Below are 18064 nucleotides of genomic sequence, written 5' to 3' on the forward strand. Positions count from 1 at the left end.
TAATCGAGAAGATAAATGCACCGGCCACTTTTGGGAAGGGCGCTTTAAATCCCAAGCATTGCTTGATGAGGGCGCAATATTGTCGTGTATGGCTTATGTTGATTTAAACCCAGTGCGTGCAGGTATTGCTGCCACGCCCGAGAAGTCTGATTTTACTAGTATTCAACTACGTATAAAATCAGCGATAAAAGGTGAGCAACCCAAAGCTTTACTACCATTCACAGGTAATGAATACCAACAAAAAAATAAGGGTATTCTATTTGGTTTACAAGACTACTTAACCCTAGTGGATGAGACCGGGCGTATTATTCGTGCTGATAAAAGAGGCGCAATTAGCCAGAAATCTGAACGTATTTTAGCAAGGTTACATATTAACGAAGAAAGCTGGTTAAAGCTGACCACAGACTTTGAATGTATGTTCACTGGCGCGGTAGGTACAGCAGAGCACTTGAGTGAATTTACCGAGCATGTTGGCTTGCAACGAACCCATGGTATCGTTAATGCTCAAGCCTGCTTGAATAGCGCGTAACTTCCAACACAATCACGAATAAACAGACCTTTTTTGTTATTTTTAAATGGCGGTTTTAACTCGTCTAAATTTTAAATTTTGACTATTTTTAGTGTGTTAAGCCTACGGTTGATAACTATCCCTTAATAATTACCCGCTTTTAGCTGTGACAAATTTCATAGCTAGTCTGTTTTTATTATCTGTATTTATAGTTATTTATTATGGCTGGCAGAGTGGAAATCCGCAGAGTGGAAATCCTTAGCTATTTTAGCTGTCTTTATACCAAGGCGATAATTGCGTTAATATTATGTTACATGTTGTGGCTTTAATACGTTCACTAAGCCAATGTTAAGGTGTATATTACTGCAAACTATTGATTAATAATGATCTTCAAGTGTGTATCACAAGGATAATAATGAGAAAGAACAACGTTACTTTAATCGCGACTTTAGTTGCCGCAGCATTAGGTGTTAGTACACTTAGCGGTTGCAATACCACAGAGTCTACTGCTAACACTCAATCAGTATCAGCTAACTCGCTATTAGCCAACCAAACGGTGGTTAAAAGTCAAAATGATCAACGTCTTTACCGTTATGTAGAGCTCGATAATGGCTTAAAAGTAATACTCGTTTCTGACAGTAGTGCTGATAAATCTGCTGCATCAATGGATGTACATATAGGTCACATGGCTGATCCTGAAGATCGTGAAGGTCTTGCCCATTTCTTAGAACATATGTTGTTTTTAGGTACTGATAAATACCCTAAAGTGGGTGAATACAATGAATATTTAAAAGCGAATGGCGGTTGGTCAAATGCAGGAACAGGCCAAGAGCATACCAATTATTTTTTCCAAGTAAATCAAGACTCCTTAAAAGAAGCCACCGACCGTTTTGCGCAATTTTTTATCTCGCCTAGTTTAGACAAGCAATACGTAGACCGTGAAAAAAATGCGGTTCACTCTGAATACAGCATGAAGATTAAAGATGATGCTCGCCGTATCAGAGAAGTATTAAAAGATACGCGCAACCCAGCACATCCATCAAGCCAATTTTCGGTAGGTAATTTAGATACCTTAGCTGATCGCGAAAATGATCTACTTATTGATGACTTAAAAGCACTTTATAAAGAAAATTATACTGCCAGTCGTATGTCACTTTCATTAGTGGGCCGTGAAGATCTCGATACCTTAGAAAAATGGGCGCGTGAAATGTTTTCAGCCATTCCAAATAATGGTTCAAAGTCTACTCCGGTAACAATGAAGCCCTACTTACCTGAGCAGTTAGGCGTACAAATTAATATAGAACCAATGAAAGATATACGAAAGTTAACTTTGGCATTTCCTGTTACTAAGTCAACTCAGTATTTTGAAGAGAAGCCTCTGAGCCTTATCTCGTCTTTACTGGGTCAAGAAGGTAAAGGCAGTTTATATAGCTATCTAAAAAACCAAGGGTCAATCGAATCTTTAGGTACTGGCGCTTATGGTCCTGATGATTTTGACCGCGTTAGCATAAGTATTACACTGACACCTAAAGGTCTAGCTGATTATAAACAAGTTACTGAAGCGGTATTTTCTTATTTAGCACTGTTATCAAATGAGAAATACAACCAAGAGTACTTTAAAGAGCAAGCCGCTATTTCAAAAAACAGCTTTGATTTTTTAGAAAAACAGGGTGCTGCAGATACGGCTAGTAACCTTTCGCGACAGTTACAATACTTTTCACCAAAAAACATTTTAAATGAAGGGTATTTGTATAATGACTATTCTCATCTATTAGTTACTGAATATTTGGCGCAGTTAACACCTGAGAATATGCGCTTAGTATTAGTGGCTAAAGGTTTAACAACGGATAAAGTTCAGCCTGAATATAATACGCCTTATTCAATGACTAAAATCAGTGCACAAGACATTAGTCGTTATCAATCACCTAAAACGATTGCTGCCTTTTCGTTACCAGCGCCTAACCCGTTTATTGCTACTAACCTAACAATGAAAAAAATAGAGTCAGATGTAAACAAGCCAGTGGTTGTTTTTGAAAAATCAGGTTTTACCTTGTGGCACAAGCAAGACACTGAATTTAGAGTGCCTAAAGCCTCTGTTAACGTACAGATATATTCTGACCAAGCAGGAAAAGATGTTTTATCGCGTGCTCAAAACTATCTTTACAGTGCGTTATTAACAGACAGTTTAAATGAGTTTGGTTATCCGGCTAAAGAAGCTGGATTATACTATAACGTTTGGTCTACCAGTGCAGGAATGGGCTTTGGCGTAAATGGCTATGATGAAAAACAAGCCATGCTGTTAAGTACTATTAATAAACGTGTTCGACATTTGGCTATTGACGACGCGGCTTTTAATTTACACAAAGCTCGCTTAGTACGACAATGGAATAATGCTAAATTTGATCGCCCATATAGCCAAGCACGTTCAGCGTTAAGACAAATACAGCATACTAAAACCTATTCAGCTACAGCATTAGCCAGTGCACTTGCAACGGTAACACCAAAACAGCTAGCGCAATATATTAACGATTTCCATAAGGCGATTGAAGTTGAAGTATTGGTACACGGTAATATGCTAAAAGCAGAGTCTGTTCAATTGGGCAAAACGCTTTATGCGCTTAATATGACAAACTCTACCGCTAAAGAACGTGCTAATAAAGTTGTTAAGTTAAACAATACCAGTCATGAATTGATTCAAGAATTAATAGTTGACCATAACGATTCAACCATAGTTGAAAGCTACATTAGTAATGATGATTCATTTGAAAATCGCGCTAAATATGGTTTAATTGGTAGCATGATTAGCGCTCCTTTCTTTAAATCTCTGCGTACCGATCAGCAACTTGGTTATATTGTCAGTGGTCGAAATACCAAGTTACAAAATCTACCGGGTTTGTCCTTTTTAGTTCAGTCACCTAAAGCGGGTCCGGTTGAATTAAAACGCCGTATCGATCAATTCATGACTGATTTCAAAGGGTCATTAAGTGAGATGACCGCTGAAAAATTTGATGAATACAAACAAGGGCTGATTAAAGATTTACAAGCCAAAGATAAAAACTTAAATGAGCGCACACGACATTACTGGTCAGAAATTAATGACAAAATGTTTGATTTTAATAGCAAAGAAAAAATTGTTGCTGAAGTTGAAAAATTAACCCATAGCGATATGGAAGAGTTTTTCTCTTCAGTAATTGAGAAAATTCAACCTATTATTGTGCGAAGCTTTGGTACTGCCCATCAAGATGATGAAGATTACCAGCAAGCTTTAAAAGACAAGAGCATTTGTCGCACTGAACCGTGTTTTACTAATGAACTTAATAAGGTTGTGAGATAATTATTATTGTCTAATTAATTGCAGGTTGAAATGTTTAATACTTTCCTTAAATAAGTTGAATAACAAAGAAACTCACTTGTTTACTTGATCAAAAAGGTCTCATTGAATGAGGCCTTTTTTTGTTCTTAACCGTATCCTTAAATATGCAAAAATATAACAGACACCCACTCAAATGGGAATAATACGTGGTGTCTACTATGCTCAAATAACCATCAATAAATATCTTTGAGAGTTATTATGGCTACGGCAAGAAAATAACAAATAAGCTTAGTTGATACGTCTTATTATCATTGTGTTTAGAGCTAAGGGAGTAAAACTCCAGAAACATCGAACTACACCAGCATTCAACGACGAATAAAAGCGGCGATTAATGGTGAACAAGCCCAACAACTACTGCCATTTATCGGTAACCCAAGAAAGAACATGCCTGCAGGTTTACCGTTTGAATTAAGTGACTATATCCAATTTATTGATGTAACGGGCCGCTGTATTCGAGCCGATAAACGCGGTTATATTGACAAAGCCCCACCTGAAATATTAACCTGCTTAGGCATTAGTGCCCAAAACTGGTTGGTGTTAACTACACAATTTAGGTAGTGTTTCCATGGCGCAGTAGGTAGAGCGCAAGCACTCACAGATTTTTGTCAGCATCAGCACTTAAAAAAACGAGCAACGGTGTCAATTTACCAAAAATTGATTACTTAATTACTAGCAATTATTAATCTTATAAATAAGTTAGTTAACAAATAATTGTGCCTTAATTTTAGCCCCCCAATATTAATCAGAACGTTATTTTTTGATATTTAGTGTTAATTATTTTGAGTGGGTGTCTGGTGTTTTCAGTGTTTTTTTGTATTTTTATTTAGTATATTTACAAAACAACAGCTTAAAAAATACGATTATATTGTAAAAATCATTACAGCCTCACCACCAGTTGGTTAAAAAAAATCTGAGCAATGGTTAGAAAATTGTCATGTAATAGTACTAGAGTACAAACAGATTGATTGTAGAACTGAATTATATTAACCTGAATTATTGAGAAAATTATAATATGAAATACTTCAGCAAATTATATTCAAGTAATTACTCCTAGGAAGAAGCTGAAAAATAACTCAGTTTTATTGTTTATTTAAAGTTACTGTTATTCCCCCACTATAAAACACTCATTTAATGTAAGCGCTTCCAAATTAGTTGCTCTGGCGTTGGTGGACAAAAAATAGAGGGGCATAAGAGCGAAAAGACACAATTAAAAATTAAAAGGTAATAAGTAATAATGTCAGAGCATTACAATCACATAATTCACCAAAATTCGTTTTCGTGTCGAACTAGTTTGTAAGGTAAAATTAATGAAAAAACTAACACTGCCACAAACCATTATGTTAATTGCTATAGCAATGTTTGCTTTGCAATTAATTAATGGGATTATTAATATGACGCGTATTAATTCAATGGGTCATCATATCGAAATGATTGAAACTCAATATATGCCTATCACAGAGCATATTACGGTGATCGCGGAATATCAACTTAAGCAAGAAGTAGAGTTTGAACGGGCTTTTCGTTATGCCCATGAAAAAACAAATAATAGTGCAGCAACGGATCACTTTAAGCATGCAATTGAAAATTTCAATGCCCTTTCAAGTAAATTCAATGAAGAAATAAAATCAACAGAAAAACGAATTTTACATGCTATTGAGATAATCGAAGATAACAAAGAAAGTAAAATGTTAGCTAAATTAGAATATGATCTAGAGACTATTGATGAGCAACATCAAAAATGGATTCAGCATGTTCAAGCGGTTTTTACATTGCTTGATGAAAATCAATTTAATGATGCAATCGAAAAATCAGCAGTGGTGGAAGACGAGTCGTTAGTGCTTACAAAAAATGTCACCAAAATTCTAAGTTCAATAGCACACCTTACCGAACAGATAATTCATAAACTAAAGCTAGAAGAAGAAAGCATTTTGAATATTGGGATGGTGCTACTGGCTATTTCGTTAGTAGTAGCGGTTGTTTTAACTAAGGGGGTTATCCGTAATCTTAATAAAGATTTGTCTGAACTTAGTACCGCTATTTCTCGAATTTCAAATGGAGATTTAGTGACTAAAGTATCTTCTAAATTAGGGAAAGAATTTGGACTGGATATTATGAGACAGCATTTAAATGAAACATTACTGATTGTAGAAAACACTGCAAACGAAGTGCTTGGTGCAAGTAATGAGCTTGCACAAATAAGTGCAGCAGTCAATCAAACAGCAGAACTTCAAGTCCAAGAGATTGAACAAATATCAACAGCAATGTCACAAATGGAAGCGACATCATTAGAAGTTGCTAGACATGCTGAGAGTACTCAGAGTTCGACAAAAAAGGTAACTTCTACAACAAATGAAACAAAAAAATTCACCAATGATGCAATGACATCAATATCACAACTAACAGCGAGCCTTGAACTGAGCAGCAAAAATATTTATGACCTAGAAAAGCACAGTGCAAATATAGCCTCAGTGTTAAATGTAATTTAAGGCATAGCGGATCAAACAAACTTACTTGCATTAAATGCGGCCATTGAAGCGGCTCGAGCAGGAGAACAAGGAAGAGGCTTTGCCGTTGTTGCTGATGAAGTGAGAAATCTAGCTAAACGTACACAAGACTCAACAGTTGAAATTGAAAATATGATCGCGTTATTTTCTCAAGGTACTTCTGATGCCGTACAATCGATGACGAATAGTATAAGCCATGGACGAAAAAGTAATCAGGCAGCAACGGCATCTAATAATAAACTTAATGAAATTCGAACGGCGATTGAAGAAATCCATATAATGAATAACCATATTGCGACTGCCGCGGAAGAACAGTCTTGTACTTCTCAAGAATTATCGTTAAATACACTGAAAGTGAGCCAACTTACAAATGATAATATAACGTCAATCTCTCGAATATCTACCGCTTCAGAAGAGCTAGCGCAAATTTCCTTATCATTACAAGAACGCTTATCACAATTTTCTCTTGCTTAAGATAATAGCACTTTCTTTTTTAAACGAATTAAATATTAAGCGCGACAACTAGCCTGACAGAGATGGTATTGATTATCATTTATTCTGATGACATTTATTATTTTTTTTGAGTTGATGTCTGTTATATTTACCCTCAATCGGTCGAGCGTATACCATAATATCATTGACATCTTAAGGTTGAGTATTAATAAAGTTTAAGGTTAATTCTGCCGATTTAACCTTAAACACAACTAATATTATCGTAGTGATTAAGCATAAATATTTCAATTTCCCCTTTTACATTAAATGATTTCCCACCTACTCTTACCCCCTATGACTTAAGCAGGTCTATGTAACACGACAAAGGCCACTGTCGCCATACCAACTATTTATCTAATAAATGGGCTTCTCAGAGATTGCGATTGTACAATTAAGTAACAAAGTAAGTGAATATTTATAAGTCAATTCGTGTATTGTGCGCGACGTTTACTAAAAGTAACAATATAATTGTATTTGGTTACATAGCTTGATTCCTTTGGAGGATATATGAAAAAGACTAGCCTTGCCTTAATAATAGGTTCGTTGATGCTCTGTAATGCTGCACAAGCAGCAGATGTTAATTTCAGTGGCTATGGTTCTATTCGCGCAGGACTTGTTTTAGGTGACGACCATTTTCCGCGTAATTTTAATTATGATGATAATATCGATTTTAAAGAAGAGTCATTATTCGCCTTGCAAGTAAAAACCCAAATAAATGATGATTGGAGTGCGACTATTATTCTCCAAGCAAAAGGGCAAGATGATTTTGAACTCGAAGCGCGTTGGGCTTATCTAAATTACGAGTTGACAGATGAAACTACGTTAACCTTGGGTCGTTTTGCATTGCCTTATTTTAGAAACTCAGATACACAAGATATTGGCTACGCTCACAATTACTCTGTTATGCCGCGTTCAGTTTATCGAGGACAAGCTTTTGATGTTATCGAGGGCATTCGTTTGATGCACTCAACATTCATCGGCGATGGCGACATTACCATTAAGGGCTCTTATGGCAGTTTTTCAGGCTCAACCCTTACTGCGTTAGGTGAAGTAGAATCTGACATAAACAATATAATGCAACTGTCTGTTGAATATAGCTACGATTGGTTTTCAATATACTTTGGCGCATTGAATGCCGAGCTAGATTTAGATATTAATAGCCAACTTGATGCGGCATTAATGAAGAGTTTACCTGGTTATACCGTTAAGGATGGTACGGTATATAATCCTAAACCTGAGCAATTAGCTGTTTATGATATGTCTGCTACCTACGTTAACGAAGATAGTGCGACATATCTATCAACGGGTTTTACTATCGATTATCAACAATGGCTGTTTAATGCTGAGTATGTCACTTATAAAATTGATGATTCGTTTAGTGAGCAGAACAAATCAATGTATGTATCTTTAGGCTACCGTTTTGATAAAACAGTAGTTACTTTAGTGCATGAAGATGTTAGTTATAACTTCGATTATGATAATGTTTCTTCAGCAGACCCTTATGTAAATGCTTTTTTAACCGCTACCAATAACACTTTTTTAAAGCCTAATGAATATGACGCTCAAGGAATTCATATCAGATATGACGCCTCTGAAGGAATTGCTTATAAGTTTGAATATACCTATGCAACAGATAAAGTAGAAGGCGAAGGTGCTAGTGTTGTTACTTTCGGTATTGACTATGTTTTTTAAGGGAAAAACCAACATGAAATTATTAAAGAAAATATGCATCATCAGTTTTTCCATGATTAGTTTTATTAGCTTTGCTGAAGTGTCGGTTATAGTAAATAAAGGAAATACTGACGTTATCAATACTAAATTAATTAAACGAATTTACTTAGGAAAGGTGAAATCTTTTCCAAACGGTACTAAAGTCAATGTATTAACTTTAAAAGATGATGCTTCAGCAACGACTGTTTTTCGTCAAAGTGCACTGAAAAAATCCAATAGCCAATTTAAGTCTTATTGGTCTAAAATGGCATTTACTGGTAAAGGAACGCCGCCTAAAAAAATGGCAAATGATGCCGATATGATTAATGCCATAAAATCAGACGTCACAGCTATAGGTTTTGTTGATAGTACAGTCGTGACCACTGATGTGAAAGTGGTTGCTAGGTATTAAGTTTTTTGAGCCTGTAATGCCACATATCTGATATCTGGCATTATATTTTTGTGATTTATTAAATAACTGATTAGCTTGTTAGCTTATGTTATTTACATGACAGAGGTTATTGATGTTTTTTTTTAGAAAGTTAAAAATATTTCATAAAATTATTGCCATATTAGCAATTGCGATATTAAGTTTTGTGGTTAATTTAGTAATAAATATTTCAGCAATTTCAAAAAATCAAATTTTATTAGAGTCGCTACAACACACTGCAATTCATTTAGTCACTTTAACCAGCGAAAATGCGACTTCTTGGCAACGTGTCGACGAACTTTATACTCAAAGTGTGTCTTTTGGGGATGAAGATTTAATAGAAGACGCAGGTGATTCTTTCATTAGCCTGGTTGACAGTTTAGCAAAAATTAGCGCACTCGATGCGTCATTCTCGCCAGTTGAATTGATCACCAAACAAGCTCAACATTATAATCGCCTTGCCAATGAAATTTCTGTTGCCTTTATCAATGAAGAGATTGATTTTCAAGCCGCAAAGGGAAAAATTGACATTAAGGCCGAGTTGTTTGAAACCGTTAAAAATGCCCTTCAAAAAGATAAGAAAAAAGCACTTTTACATTTCAATAACTTAATCGTTCAAACAGTAGTAAATTCGAATGAATCTAGAGATTTAAGCATTTTTTTAGGTGTCTTCTTATTAGGGATAATGTCATTTCTCAGTGTGGTGATAGCCAAATCTATTAGTAAATCCGTGGTTTCAATTGATTCTTCACTGCGTGAATTAGCAGAAGGCGAAGGGGATTTAACCAATCAACTTGAAGTGGTTAGCCAAGATGAGCTCGGTAGTGTTGTTAAGCATTTTAATATATTCACTCAATTAATTAGAGGTATAGTAAAGGAAGTGGTGGATGTTGTTGCACCATTAACGCAAAGTGCAGAACAGCTTACTGATAAAGTTAATCAAGTTAACGCAAATATAAACAGCCAAACTGAAATAGCTGAAGTGACCAAGCAATCTATGATTGAAATGCAATTTAGTGTCACTGATATCGCTAAATCTGCTGCCGAAGCGGCGAATGCCGCTGATTCTGCAGAAAGTGAAGTTAACCAAGGAATGGAGAACGTTCAACGTTCACTTCATGTGTCAGCTGAATTATCGGAAGAAATAGTTAAAGCTTCTGATGTTATTAATCAGTTGGCAAAAGACTCTCAAAACATGAATCAAATTCTTGATGCTATAAGCGGTATAGCGGATCAAACTAATTTACTCGCTCTTAATGCTGCAATTGAAGCCGCACGTGCTGGGGAACATGGCCGAGGGTTTGCGGTGGTTGCTGATGAAGTTAGAAATTTAGCGTCAAGAACGGCTCTATCGACAACAGAAATTAGAGAATTACTCGAAAAATTAGTTAGTGCGGCAAATTTGTCAGTTAACTCTATGAAAATTGCCAAGGATAAAGCTAATAGTAATGAAGAAATTTCTCGTGAAGTCGATCAATCCTTGAATACAATTAAAGAACAAATAGGCCATATAAGTTCAATGAATAGCCAAATTGCTACCGCGACAGAAGAGCAATCGAGTGTTGCTGAAATAGTCGTCAACAATATTGAAGAAATGTATAATAGCTTTGGTTCAATGAGCATTTCTGTTCAAGAAATAGGCGAAGTAGCGCAGAAGCTTGATGGTAATGCGTTGCAATTAGGCAAAGCCACCTCTAAGTTTATTGTATAGACGTTAAGATTCACGTTGTAGTGAATAGAGCTACGTTAGAAAAACCTATTCAATTTGAATAGGTTTTTTTATATGAGCGAAATACGAAATATAGAAGACATCCACTCAAATGGAAATAAGAAACGAAATATAGAAGACATCCACTCAAATGGAAATAATGAGTGACTCGACTATGCTTAAATAATGATCAATAAATTTCCATTGAGGGTTATTATGGCCACGGCAAGAAAACAACAAATAAGCTTAGTTGACACGCCTTATTATCATTGTGTATCTCGTTGTGTTCGGCGGGCATATCTGTGTGGTGAAGATAAACACACCGGGAAAAGTTATGAACATAGACGTGCTTGGGTCGCCAATAAACTACAGGAGTTAAGTGAGGTGTTTGCGATTGATGTCTGTGCTTATGCGGTCATGAGTAATCATACCCATTTGGTATTATTTATTGATGAGCAGCAAGCTAAGTCATGGTCAATGCATGAAGTGATTAGCCGTTGGCATCAGTTATTTAAAGGCACTTTGCTAACCCAGCAATATTTACGGGGTGAGCCACTTATTGACACCTTACAACAGGTTGTAAACGAAACTGCCAAGGTTTATCGTCAGCGCTTGATGGATATCAGTTGGTTTATGCGTATTTTAAATGAAACTATCGCTAAACAAGCCAATCTTGAAGATGGGTGTACCGGCAGGTTTTGGGAAGGACGTTTTAAATCTCAAGCCTTGCTTGATGAAGCCGCGTTAATAGCCTGTATGGCTTATGTTGATTTAAATCCAATTAGAGCTAAGAGTGCTAAAACCCCAGAAACATCGAACTACACCAGTATTCAGCGACGGATACAAGCAGCGGTTAAAGGAAAGCAAGCCCAACAACTACTGCCCTTTATTGGCAATCCAAGAAAGAACATGCCTACAGGTTTACCGTTTGAATTAAGTGACTATATCCAATTGCTTGATTTAACCGGCCGTTGTATTCGAGCCGATAAACGCGGTTATATTGACAAAGCCCAACCTGAAATATTAACCCGCTTAGGTATAAGTCACGAAAACTGGTTGGTGTTAACTACACAATTTAGGCAGTGTTTCCATGGCGCAGTGGGTAGAGCGCAAGCACTCACAGATTTTTGTGAACATCAACACTTAAAGAAACGCGCTACGGTGTCAATTTGCCAAAAGTTGCTTGCTTAATAATCCGTATAACTCATCTAGATACATTACTCACTTAAGGCTAGTTGTGCCTTAAAATGGATGAAAACTCTGTTTTTGTGAATTAATTTTCATACCATCTTCGTCACCATAATAATCAAAATTAAATTCTGCTCAATTTAAATCAGAAACGATGATTTATTGATCTTATGTATTAATTATTTTAAGTGGGTGTCTGGTGTTTTTCTTTTTGTGTTTTTTTGTGTTTTTTCGCGGTGAGCCACTCATTGAAACCTTACAACAAGCCTTGGCGTTACTTGTGCAGGCATCAATCAAGGTTCCTATTAACTCTCTTGATTGGTACTGGGCGTAGTAGGCTCAATTTTACTCATCACTAACTTAATTGTTAAAAAAACTTCTTTATTTGGATATCCATCGGCAATAAGTTGATGTTGTAACTGAAATAAGCGAATGGCATGTCTGCTTTTAGGCCCCCAAATGCCATCGGGCTCACCTGGTTCAAATGCTAACGAATTAAGCTGGCTTTGTAGATTTTTCATTTCAGCAATACTATAAGGTTTCACTTTAGTTTGCTCTTTTTCAAAAAACTCAATGCCTTTAGCGGCAACTAATTTATTGGCCAATATGCCTACTGATAGTGCATAGCTTTTCGACAGATTCCACGTCATGATCACATTGAAATTAGGGTAAAGTAAAAATGCTGGCCCTTGATGGCCTGAAGGTAGATAAAGCTCAGCTTGAATATCATAAACAGGTAATGGTTGATGGTTAGTTTTTTGAACGCCTAACCGTTGAAAATAATTAAGTGGGTAATATTGATCAAAAACCACTTTATTAAAGGCAAAGTTTTCTGGCAATTTTACTTCTCTGCCCCAGCGTTCTTTAGCTTGCCAACCGATTTTACTTAAGTAATTAGCCGCCGTTGTTAATGCATCTACCTCGCTGTTCCAAACATCCACTTTGCCATCATTATCACCATCAACTGCATATTTTAATAACGCTGAAGGCATAAATTGCATATGTCCCATTGCACCGGCCCAAGAGCCCTTTAGTTGCTCAACAGAAACTTGTTCTGTGTCAATTAAGGTGAACAAGTTTAATAATTCTTGGGTAAAAAACTCACTACGGCGTTGATCACAGGCTAACGTTGCTAGGGCATCAAGTACCGACAGTTTGCCTTTATGTTTGCCAAAAACCGTTTCTAAGCCCCAAAAAGACACTAAATATTGGCGGGGAATCCCGTATTTTTTTTCTAATGAGTCAAATAGCTTTTTGTGTTGTTTTAATTTTTCCTTACCTACTCGAACATGGTAAACCGTCACCCTTGCCTTAATATATTGCTCAAAAGTTTGGGTAAATTCTTGTTGTTTTTTATCTAAAGTAATCACTTGCTCAATAGGGGAAATATTATTAATAACCGTTTGAGTTATATAGGAAGAAAACCCTGTGTGTGCAGCGCGTTTAACTAAATTAACTTTGCACTGGAGAAAATTTTGATCGGCAATTGTTGCATTAGCAAGTATAGGAAAAAATAAGCAGATGATGATTAATTTTCTGCTATTAAAAAAATGAAGTATCTGCTTAAAAAATTGCTTTGACGAGTGCATAAATGAGTATTCCTTGGCTAGAACTGAAATTGAAAATACAAGTAGTAATACCATGGCTAAATTGTACATTGATGACAATGATTTAATCATCGTTTTAATTTAAAAATAACATGTTTTACTTAGTTCAGCCAACCTTTAACTTTCATTTTAGCAGCTTGAGTGACATGGGAATTCCAAAACTGAGCTTCATATAAGTGGCGTGTAACGCCACTACGACTGCCAAGCAGGGATACTAACTGCAGTCTACTAAGTTTATCGATAAAATTGTGGGCTACACTAGATGACATTGGCAGGTGAATGTTCTGCGGAGTAGGGCGATCTGGGGGATTTTAAAGGGGAGTAGTTGTTCCCCTTCATCCCAAATAACTAAACGGTTTTACCCGTACTTTAAGCTATGATTGCTCTAGTACTTCACGTTGTTCAGCAACTTCAATACGGATATCAAAGTCACGAGGGAAGTTCTCATTGCTATAATCAAACGCTGTCACTTCAGTTACATTCTCAGTGCTTAAATGTGTTTGTTGATTTTCCATATTTTAATAACCTCTATTATTAATACTTACTTAATATGTAGTATTTTTACGTAATAATCAACTCAAAATAGTATATTTAGTAATAAATACCGACTAAATGTAGTTAGTTTACTATATTTTAAGGGGTGTGGTCGCCATCGTGACGCCAAGCTATTGAGTTTATTGCAAGCAACCTTAATAAATGGGGCATGGTTATCCAATTAAAACAATAGTGTACTGGAGAAAATGAATTGCTTACTTTAAAGTCATAACTTTAAAGTCATAACTTTAAAGTCATAATTTTAATGTCATGACTTTCATATAATTTAGCGATAAAATCAGTTGCTCTATTCGTCATACAAGGTAAAAACAGGTTCTCCTAAAGCCATGCTTAATTCAATAAATTATAAAACAGCCTACTTATTAGTCGAGAGTAAAAAGATGTTAATACGCACTCTATTCGTCAGTTTTGCTTGTACCTCGATATTTGCTTGCACCAATTCAAACAACTCTAGTAGCGTGTATAGTCCCGAAGAAATCAATGCACACTGGTTCACCATGAATCTTAAACGAGAGGGGGTGCTAGCCACTGACTCGGGGTTGCAGTACAAAGTTTTAGAGCAAAGTACTGGTTGTAAACCTGATCCTGATTTTAAAGTGACTGTGCACTATAAAATGTTGTCAGCTAAATCGAAACGAATTATCGACAGTAGTTATCAACGCGGTAACCCCGATAAGTTTTTGCTATCTAAAATGATTAAAGGATGGCGTGAAGGCGTACCTATGATGAAGGTTGGTGAAACCTGGGAGCTTTATATACCGCCCCATTTAGCGTATGGCAGTAGAGGTTCACCAGGATCAGTTGCGCCCAATAGCGTGCTTATTTCGCAAATAACCCTTGTTGATGCACGTTGTCAGGACTAGTCACTTAATTATAGAAAATATTAATAAACGGGGTCAGAGGAAATTATACGATTTGCCGCGGAAAAATATAACAGACACCCACTCAAGGGGAATTAACCCGAATTTGATAAAAATAACGATCATAAAAAGCCGCATCATAAAATAGGATGCGGCTTTATGTGTTAACAATTAGCTAATAAATAAGTATTAACTTTATTAGTACGGGTTAAGTCTAGAACTTGAAGCTTGCCTTAAGGTAGGCAAAACGACCTTGGCCATTATGAGTATTTACCGCAAAGCCCATAAAATCATGATAGGCAAAGGGGGGTTTTTCATTGAACAAGTTGGTTGCGCCTAAGGTGATGGTGGTATTTTCAATGCCGTAATAATTAACAGAGGCATCCACAGTTACCATAGCATCCAAGGGGGCTAATATGGTGCCATCGCCTTGCACTCTCACCGATTGATCTTGCTCAAACTCAGCAATATAGTTAATCGCGACATTGGCAGTTACATCGTCAAGTGACCAGTCAACAGCCGTGGTCCAGCGAAATTGTGGTTGTTCAAAATCACCTTCTTTTACATTAATACGTTGGCCGCCATCGACATCAGGGCGTTTATCTTCATATTTTAATACATAGTTAAGAATATATGAGAATCTAAAATCACCCATACCCGTTTCTAAGGCATATCTTATATCTAAATCAATGCCCGTGGTGGTTAAGTCACCGATATTTTGGAAGGAGTCGAAAATGGTTACTACTTCACCGGGATCATTGGCAATATTGGTTGGCAGACGAATAACTACATTAGGATCATCACCAAAATTACTGAAAACAAATTGAGTATCAGAGTCAATGATGTTCTCAATATCATAGCTATAATAATCAAGAGAAAGCTCTAATGATTCAGTAATGTTATACATTAGACCAAAATTATAACTGGTAGACTCTTCCGGGCCTAAGTCTGGATTACCTTCAAATACCGCGGTGTATTCTTGAGGTTCACAGGCTTTGTTAACATTACCCACCGCATCACAACGAATAGTATCTACTAAGTTAGGCGACTCATCGGTGCGGCCTAAACCAAGTTGTGAAAGTGATGGCGCTCTAAATGCAGTGCCCCATGAACCACGAATGGCGATGTCATCCGTTGCGCTCCATATAAATGAAACTTTAGGATTGGTGGTGGTGCCAAAGTCGCTGTAATCTTCATAACGTGCCGCTAGTTGTAGTTCAAGGCTATCTATAACAGGAATCGCTAATTCTAAAAACATAGCGGTATTATCGCGAGAGCCGCTGGCAGCAGTGGATTCTGTGCCAAAAATTTCACCACGCAAGAATTGATCATCCGGATTATCGTTGATGGTTTCTTCACGATATTCGGCGCCTACGGCGATGAATAATTCACCCGCCGGCAATTCCATAACCGGTCCTGAAATTTTTGCATCATAGGTGCGGTTGGTCGATTTACCCACACGTGTGGTGGTGGTTTCAATATAATCTAAAGCGGCTTGGCTATTTTGTGAGGGTTCAAACGGGTTCCATGAGGCATTATCAATGGATTCTTGTACACGACGTGAGTTAGGGAAACCATCAACACCACGTTCAACCGAGGTGCTCTTGATGTAACTATAGGCCATTTCCCAGTCCCACTCACCCAGTTCACCTTTTAAACCCAGAACAGTCCGATAGTAATTGCTATCCACTTTTTTTATGCGATTACCAATATCTACCATACGGCGACGCATGGTTAAGTCTTGCTGATAAAATTCATGGTCAGGCATGTCGGCCATGGGATGATTAGGGTTATCACCCGCCATAAAGAGTTCATTAAAGCTTGGACTGCCAGCACCTTTAATTGTGGTCTTGGCATTTTGCCCGTTTAATTCCACAAAAGCGCGCATATTATCGTTAATTTCATACTTGCCCATGTAGGTGAAGCTGAAACGTTCTGATGCCGGAATCATGGTCATGTGTGGTGCATAATCATAGCGACATAAATTATAACCAGTTAAATCGCCATTTTCATCGGTATCTTGGGTGATACTTTCGCTAGGACATTTATCATTACCCCATATATCCGCTAATCTTTTTGTTGGATCAGAGTTTAAGGCTATGGTACCAGGAATACCCGATGAACTTCTAAAGTCGGTGGCATAAGGGTCGTTAGGTCGCCGCTCTGCTTGGTTAGCGGTACTTGAGTAGCTGCGATCGGCATAAAGGACTCCTTCACGATTAAAATAATCTAAAATAAAGGTATTGCTGGTTTTGTCGGTATGATTACCAAATACCAGGCTGATACTTTGTTCTTTACCACCACCATCGGCGGTATCGCCAATTTTAGCAGATATTTCCATGCCATCAATGTCATCACGCAGGATAATATTGATAACACCGGCGATGGCATCGGAGCCGTAGGTTGCCGAGGCGCCATCTTTTAATATATCAACACGCTTAATTGCCGACAAAGGAATATTATTGATATCGACAAAAGCAGTGTCTATCCCCTTAGCAAATGGGCTAACCGATACACGGCGGCCATTGACTAAAATTAGGGTGGAATCAGCGCCTAAACCGCGTAAAGAAACACTAGAACCACCGTTAGCGGTATCATCACTGCTGTTGGCTTGGGTAGAAAAAGTACCTTGGCCCGCTATGGGTAATTTAGCAAATAAACCGATTAAATCGGTAACCCCGGTTTTAGCAATATCCGAGGCGGAAATACTGGTTACCGGTGATGGTCCGTCCATATTATGGCGTTTTATGTGCGAGCCGGTCACTTCAATTCGTTCTATGTCTTCTTCATCTGCGGCAAAAGCACTTAAGCTTTGTGAAGCTAACAGCGCCGTGGTGATACACAAGGCTAGCGTCTTTTTTTTCATCGTAATAGTGTTTTTAACTTTCATCTTAATATTCCAATTCCATGTTTTTATTATTAATCGTCAAAGCTCTCGCTAGGACTTTAAAACTAACTTTTTGTTATTTAAGGAAAACTATAACAAGAAAGTTATATCAAAAAGGTTCATCTAAAGAAACCAAATACCATGGTAATGAAAAGGTAAATTGTAAAGAAATTTGTCCAGATCGATGCCAGACCAGTAAAACTAACGGGCAAGGTTAGTTACAAAATATAACCAAATATAAC

12 protein-coding genes and 1 pseudogene are annotated in these 18064 nt (G+C 37.1%); 10 read left to right on the top strand and 3 right to left on the bottom strand.

What is annotated here, in order from left to right; all coding sequences use genetic code 11:
• The 9 genes and pseudogenes from MTCD1_RS08405 to MTCD1_RS08440 all read left to right on the top strand — a co-directional run.
• A pseudogene (locus MTCD1_RS08405) lies at positions 1 to 529 on the top strand (transposase); the annotation flags it as partial.
• Positions 530 to 923: 394 nt separating this feature from the next.
• Positions 924 to 3842 carry an insulinase family protein gene (locus MTCD1_RS08410; RefSeq protein ID WP_057180098.1) on the top strand — a complete coding sequence of 973 codons (2919 nt, stop codon included), beginning with the start codon at positions 924 to 926 and terminating at the stop codon, positions 3840 to 3842.
• Between the two features lie 423 nt (positions 3843 to 4265).
• Entirely contained in the window at positions 4266 to 4439 is a 174-nt protein-coding gene (locus MTCD1_RS21185; protein WP_157447791.1) for a hypothetical protein, read from the top strand.
• A 749-nt stretch (positions 4440 to 5188) separates the two neighbouring features.
• The gene (locus tag MTCD1_RS21190) at positions 5189 to 6367 is read left to right on the top strand and encodes a methyl-accepting chemotaxis protein (protein WP_057180099.1); all 1179 of its coding nucleotides are present in this window, start codon (positions 5189 to 5191) and stop codon (positions 6365 to 6367) included.
• Positions 6368 to 6409: 42 nt separating this feature from the next.
• Positions 6410 to 6859 carry a methyl-accepting chemotaxis protein gene (locus MTCD1_RS08420; protein WP_231732982.1) on the top strand — a complete coding sequence of 150 codons (450 nt, stop codon included), beginning with the start codon at positions 6410 to 6412 and terminating at the stop codon, positions 6857 to 6859.
• Positions 6860 to 7384: 525 nt separating this feature from the next.
• The gene (locus MTCD1_RS08425) at positions 7385 to 8569 is read left to right on the top strand and encodes a porin family protein (RefSeq protein WP_057180101.1); all 1185 of its coding nucleotides are present in this window, start codon (positions 7385 to 7387) and stop codon (positions 8567 to 8569) included.
• Positions 8570 to 8582: 13 nt separating this feature from the next.
• Positions 8583 to 8999 (top strand): type 2 periplasmic-binding domain-containing protein, encoded by a 417-nt coding sequence (locus MTCD1_RS08430; RefSeq protein ID WP_143760097.1) that lies wholly within the window; start codon positions 8583 to 8585, stop codon positions 8997 to 8999.
• A 112-nt stretch (positions 9000 to 9111) separates the two neighbouring features.
• A complete protein-coding gene (locus MTCD1_RS08435; RefSeq protein ID WP_057180103.1) occupies positions 9112 to 10728 on the top strand; it encodes a methyl-accepting chemotaxis protein in 1617 nt (538 codons plus the stop codon).
• Positions 10729 to 10941: 213 nt separating this feature from the next.
• Positions 10942 to 11916 carry a transposase gene (locus MTCD1_RS08440; RefSeq protein WP_088568928.1) on the top strand — a complete coding sequence of 325 codons (975 nt, stop codon included), beginning with the start codon at positions 10942 to 10944 and terminating at the stop codon, positions 11914 to 11916.
• Positions 11917 to 12218: 302 nt separating this feature from the next.
• Here the strand turns inward: MTCD1_RS08440 and MTCD1_RS08445 are convergent, their stop codons facing one another.
• The gene (locus MTCD1_RS08445; RefSeq protein ID WP_057180105.1) at positions 12219 to 13502 is read right to left on the bottom strand and encodes a lytic murein transglycosylase; all 1284 of its coding nucleotides are present in this window, start codon (positions 13500 to 13502) and stop codon (positions 12219 to 12221) included.
• A 392-nt stretch (positions 13503 to 13894) separates the two neighbouring features.
• On the bottom strand, positions 13895 to 14035 hold the full coding sequence (locus tag MTCD1_RS21195; protein ID WP_157447792.1) for a hypothetical protein: 141 nt from the start codon (positions 14033 to 14035) through the stop codon (positions 13895 to 13897).
• 420 nt (positions 14036 to 14455) lie between these two features.
• On the opposite strand from MTCD1_RS21195, the gene MTCD1_RS08450 reads away from it, so the two are divergent.
• Entirely contained in the window at positions 14456 to 14938 is a 483-nt protein-coding gene (locus tag MTCD1_RS08450; RefSeq protein WP_159459904.1) for an FKBP-type peptidyl-prolyl cis-trans isomerase, read from the top strand.
• A 211-nt stretch (positions 14939 to 15149) separates the two neighbouring features.
• Here the strand turns inward: MTCD1_RS08450 and MTCD1_RS08455 are convergent, their stop codons facing one another.
• On the bottom strand, positions 15150 to 17801 hold the full coding sequence (locus tag MTCD1_RS08455) for a TonB-dependent receptor plug domain-containing protein (RefSeq protein ID WP_057180351.1): 2652 nt from the start codon (positions 17799 to 17801) through the stop codon (positions 15150 to 15152).
• Between the last annotated feature and the right edge of the window lie 263 nt (positions 17802 to 18064).

It is taken from the genome of Colwellia marinimaniae (assembly GCF_002207865.1).
Classification (GTDB): domain Bacteria; phylum Pseudomonadota; class Gammaproteobacteria; order Enterobacterales; family Alteromonadaceae; genus Colwellia; species Colwellia marinimaniae.